Consider the following 4,541-nt stretch of genomic DNA (forward strand, 5'->3'; position numbering starts at 1 on the left):
ACTGCTCCCTTTCCCTTCTTCACTTTCAATTAATAATACCGCATTTATTTTTTGCAATAATTCTTTTACCAAAAATAACCCAAGGCCGCTGCCCTTTTCGCCTTGGGTACCGGCAGTGCTTTCTGCATCGTTTTGCAATAAGTCTTCTATCTGTTCTTTACTCATACCAATGCCCTGATCTATTACAGTAATAAAAATTTGCTGCTGATGAGTAGCAGTGCTCACTAAAATTTCACTGTTTGCATGGCTGTATTTTACGGCGTTGGTAATAATATTTCTAAGCGCAATTTCTACAATAGTACTGTCGGCCGCAGCGCCGGTTGTTTTAATATCTTTATTGATTTGAATATTTTTTTGCGTCGCCTGTGCCCTTACTGCACCAATGGCATCATCAATACAATCTTCTATATTAACATTGGTTATAGCCGGCCTTGTATTTTTAATTTGCATATTGGCCCATACCAATAAATTATCGAGCATATCGCTGGTTTGGCTAACTGCCTGCACCGTTTGTCTTTTGAATTTATCTTTTTTCTCAGCCGGTAAATTCGGGCTATCCGCCAGCGACAAATAACTTTTAAGAGTTACCAGCGGGTTACGCAAATCGTGGCTTATTACAGAAAACAACCTGTCCTTTACATGGTTTAATGTTTGCAGTTCATCTCTCTGTTTATTTATCTGCATATTTTTATCCTGCAGCAAAATATTATTTTGTTTTATGCGGCGGTAAAAAAAAGACAGTGCTGCCAGTAATACTGCGGCGCCAATGGCAACGATGATAGAAATATTCCGCTGGTTTTTTTGTTTTGCAGTTTCTGATTGTTCCTTTACCAAACTGATATTTTTTTTCTCTAGCTGGTAATCAGTTTCTAACTGCGTTAGCTGGTTTTTATTATCGTTACTAAAAATACTGTCTTTAAGATGGTAGTATTTGTTAAGATAAATACTTTGCTGCCGGTAATCTTTCATATCGCCGTACATAGCTGCCATGTTGCGGTAATTTTCCATTGTAATACCTGTAAGGCCTTCCTGCAAACAATAACCAATACTTTTATTGAAAGCTTTAATTGCTTTTGTGTAATTACCTGCCTGCGATTGTGTGGCACCAATATTATTATAAATTACAGCAAGGTTATCTAACGGCGGCTCGGCCATGGCAGTATATTTTTTTAATACCGTATCAAAATATTGCAGGGCAAGGGCCGTATTTTTTTTATGTTTATAAGTAAGCCCTATATTACTGAGGCCGGTGGTAACCATATAATCATCATTAATAAGTTTTGCTATAGCCATACTTTTTTGCAAATACAATAATGCAGAGTCGTACTGCTGTGTTTGATCATACATCGTACCTCTTTGTGCATAAAGTGATGCAAGCTGTCCGCTGTCTTTTGATTGCTCTACAATCAGCTGGGCTTTATCGTAATATTCACTTGCCTTACTAAGTGTTTTACTTTGAAAAAACACATTACCCATAGACATATAAGCATTGGTTAAACGCCGGTTATCTTTTAATTGCTCATAAATTTTTGCGCTTTGCTGATAATGCTGTAACGATTTATCAAAATCGTTTTTAAGTAAATAACAAAACCCTATATCATAATAAGCATTACCCAAACGTAAAGTATTATTTATTTTTTTTGCAAGTGCTGCCGAACGTTCAAAATACTCCAGCGCTTTTGAAGGATTGTTATCAATATAATAATTGCCAATGCGGTTTAGGGTACGCAATTTATTACTGTCCTGTATTTCGGTATCTAATGCTTTAAGCAGGCTGTCCACTTCTTTGTTTACCTGGCTAAATGAAGTTGTACAAAACAATAAGGATAAAAAAAGAAAAAGGTTTTTCATCTTAATAAAAAAGAAGGGTTTAAATAAAACGTTTAATAGCCTGGTTACCCACAATATTATTTATTATTGTTTCGGTATAAGTTTTACCAATGGGCAATTGCATTTTTCCAATATGCACAAAATCATTTTCTACTGCTGTTATTTTTTGTTTATTAATTAAATGGGTGCGGCTGATGCGTAAAAAAAGTTGGGCAGGCAGCTGCTGTTCTAAATTTTTCATACTTACCAGTACAATTTTCTTTTCGCCATTTTGTAAAAAAATATTTACAAAATCCCCCAACGATTCTGCATACAGCACATCGGTATATGCAATACGCAAAAAAGCATTTTTATCTTTTATAAAAAAAGATTCTTCGTCTTTTTGCTGAAATGCTTCTGCAGCAGATGTGTTTGCTTTTATACCGGCGAGCATCCTTACTTTATCAATAGCCCTTAACAGTCTTTCTGTTTGCACGGGCTTTACTAAATAATCTACTGCATCCAGTTCAAAAGCATCGGCTGCATAATTTGGGTGAGAGGTAATAAATATTGTAAAAGGCAATTGCTTTATACTTTTAGCAAGCTGTATGCCGGTAAGGTCGGGCATCTCCACATCTAATACTAATAAATCGGGTTGATGATTTTGCAAGTGCTCCCTTGTTATTAGTGCATTTTCGCAAACTGAAAGGCATTGCAGGCCGGGTATGCTGTTTAATTGCTGCAGGGTATATTCCCTGTAAATCTCGTCGTCATCGGCAAGTATGTAGGTAAGAGGATAGGCCATATTAAGCATTAAAATTACCCCTTTTTAATTTTAATTTAATTTTTATCTACTCAGGTTCATCGTTTATCTACTAAACGGCATCGTTTATCTACTTTGTCTGTTGCAGTTACATTAGCTTATTATATTTACATCGGTTTTTCATAGGATATTGGATTTTAAACGGGGCAGGATTTCCATCCAGCCCCCATTTTTTTAAATTGTATAATAATCAGCATATTTCTACTCCGGCAATAAAGTGTTAGTAATCATTAACCACTTATCCCTATCCCATAGCTTTTTGCTGTGGGGTTTTTATTTTTTTTAACCCGGTTATTTTTTTATTTATTCATGGATACATAATACCGGCAAATGTGTGTGGTACAGTAATTCTTTTGTATGGCTCCTGCTAAACATTTTTTCCATTAAATTATGTTTTTTAGGAATTACTACCACCCAGTCTATTTTTTCTTTTTCGGCAAACCAGTTAATCCCATTTATTGTATCCGTTGATAAAATGGTTTCGTAAGATGGTTTTAACTCTTTAAGCAGCTCACCTACATGCCTGCTTTCTGCAATTTTCTCTTCGGAGGCACCGGAGTGGTTATACTCCACATTCAATACATGTAACTCTGCATTAAAATCCTTAGCTATTTTTTTTAATAACTCAACCGGTGTGGTTGCAGTTACTTTAGTATAATCGCAGGCAAAACCAATTTTTCTTACCGGTATAAATGTAGCTTTTGATGGCACTACCAGTACGGGATAAGTAAGCTGATGAATAACACGGATAGTGTTACTGCCTACCACTAATCTTGCTAATGCATTTTTTCCTGATAAACCCATTACTACTACGTCAGGTTTTATTTCATCGCACAATGCGGTAAGCCCATCTGTTAATGTAGCATTTTCGGCCCTGGTGGTAATATTTACTTTACACCGCAGGGCAGCCTGCACTCTTTTTTTAAATTCTTCCAGTTCATGCTCGGCAGCCTGCTGCATTTCGGTAATACTTACATAAGAGTAGCCATACTCCATTGCAGGAATTACCATTTCGTAACTGTAATAGAGCCATAAATCTGCTCCATAAAAATCTGCCAGGCTGCCGGCAAATATCGCTGCATTAGCTGCTGCATCAGAAAAATCAACCGGGGCAATTATTTTTTTCATAGCCAATAGTTTTTGTAATGCAAAACTATAAAATAGCCTTTTTTTTAACCATGATAAATATCATTTACCCATATGATTTGAAAATTTTTCGGGCTAATATTTGATTTTTCCTGAAGAACCATTATTTGCAGGTAACAGTTCAAAAACATGCTGAGGGTTAAGGCCTTCTTCTGCCCGGTGAGATACATATAATATTGCAGTGGCACTTTCGGCAGCAATTTTATTTATTAATGCAATAAATACCGCTGTGCTTTTATCATCAACACCAACTGTTGGTTCATCTAATATCAACAATGGTGGATGCTTTACCATTGCCCTGGCAACCAGTACCATCCGTTGCTGGCCCAATGGCAAAAAACAAAAAGGCTTGTTTCTTTCTTTATACAATCCAATAAGTTTTAACCAGCTTTGTGCAGTTTTTATTTGTGTTTCGTTGGGTATGCTGTACAATCCTACGGAATCAAAAAAGCCGGAGAGTACCATTTTTTCAATGGAATCTAACCTTGGAAAAAATTGCACCATGGTTGGTGTTAAGTAGCCAATGTTTTGTTTAATATCCCAAACCGATTCGCCGCTGCCTTTCTTTTTTCCAAAAAGAAAAATATTTTGCCCGTACCCTTTTGGATTATCACCCGTTATCAAACTTAGTATGGTGCTTTTGCCACTGCCATTGGGGCCTGCCAATTGCCAAAATTCTCCGGCATTAATTGTCCAGTCTATTTTATTTAATATTTGTCTGCCATCATAGCTAACCGATACATCATTCATTTGTACCAGCGGC

4 protein-coding genes are annotated in these 4,541 nt (G+C 36.4%); all 4 read right to left on the reverse strand.

Annotated features, from left to right (window positions below):
* The coding region (locus ACY65O_RS06475; protein WP_462220037.1) for a tetratricopeptide repeat protein at positions 1 to 1,851 on the reverse strand (1,851 nt) is incomplete at its 3' end.
* A gap of 19 nt (positions 1,852 to 1,870) precedes the next feature.
* Positions 1,871 to 2,614 (reverse strand): LytR/AlgR family response regulator transcription factor, encoded by a 744-nt coding sequence (locus ACY65O_RS06480; RefSeq protein WP_462220038.1) that lies wholly within the window; start codon positions 2,612 to 2,614, stop codon positions 1,871 to 1,873.
* A gap of 321 nt (positions 2,615 to 2,935) precedes the next feature.
* The gene (locus ACY65O_RS06485; RefSeq protein WP_462220039.1) at positions 2,936 to 3,760 is read right to left on the reverse strand and encodes a universal stress protein; all 825 of its coding nucleotides are present in this window, start codon (positions 3,758 to 3,760) and stop codon (positions 2,936 to 2,938) included.
* A 93-nt stretch (positions 3,761 to 3,853) separates the two neighbouring features.
* Positions 3,854 to 4,541, reverse strand: a 688-nt coding sequence (locus tag ACY65O_RS06490; protein ID WP_462220040.1) for an ABC transporter ATP-binding protein, incomplete at its 5' end; no start/stop codon positions are given.

This window comes from Ferruginibacter sp. (genome assembly GCF_031430955.1).
In the GTDB taxonomy this organism is placed as follows: domain Bacteria; phylum Bacteroidota; class Bacteroidia; order Chitinophagales; family Chitinophagaceae; genus Ferruginibacter.

What these genes read in the sequence shown, in the direction of transcription:
- ACY65O_RS06480 (WP_462220038.1), bottom strand. Translation starts at nt 2,614, where the DNA reads ATGGCCTATCCTCTTACCTACATACTTGCCGATGACGACGAGATTTAC.
- ACY65O_RS06485 (WP_462220039.1), bottom strand. Translation starts at nt 3,760, where the DNA reads ATGAAAAAAATAATTGCCCCGGTTGATTTTTCTGATGCAGCAGCTAAT.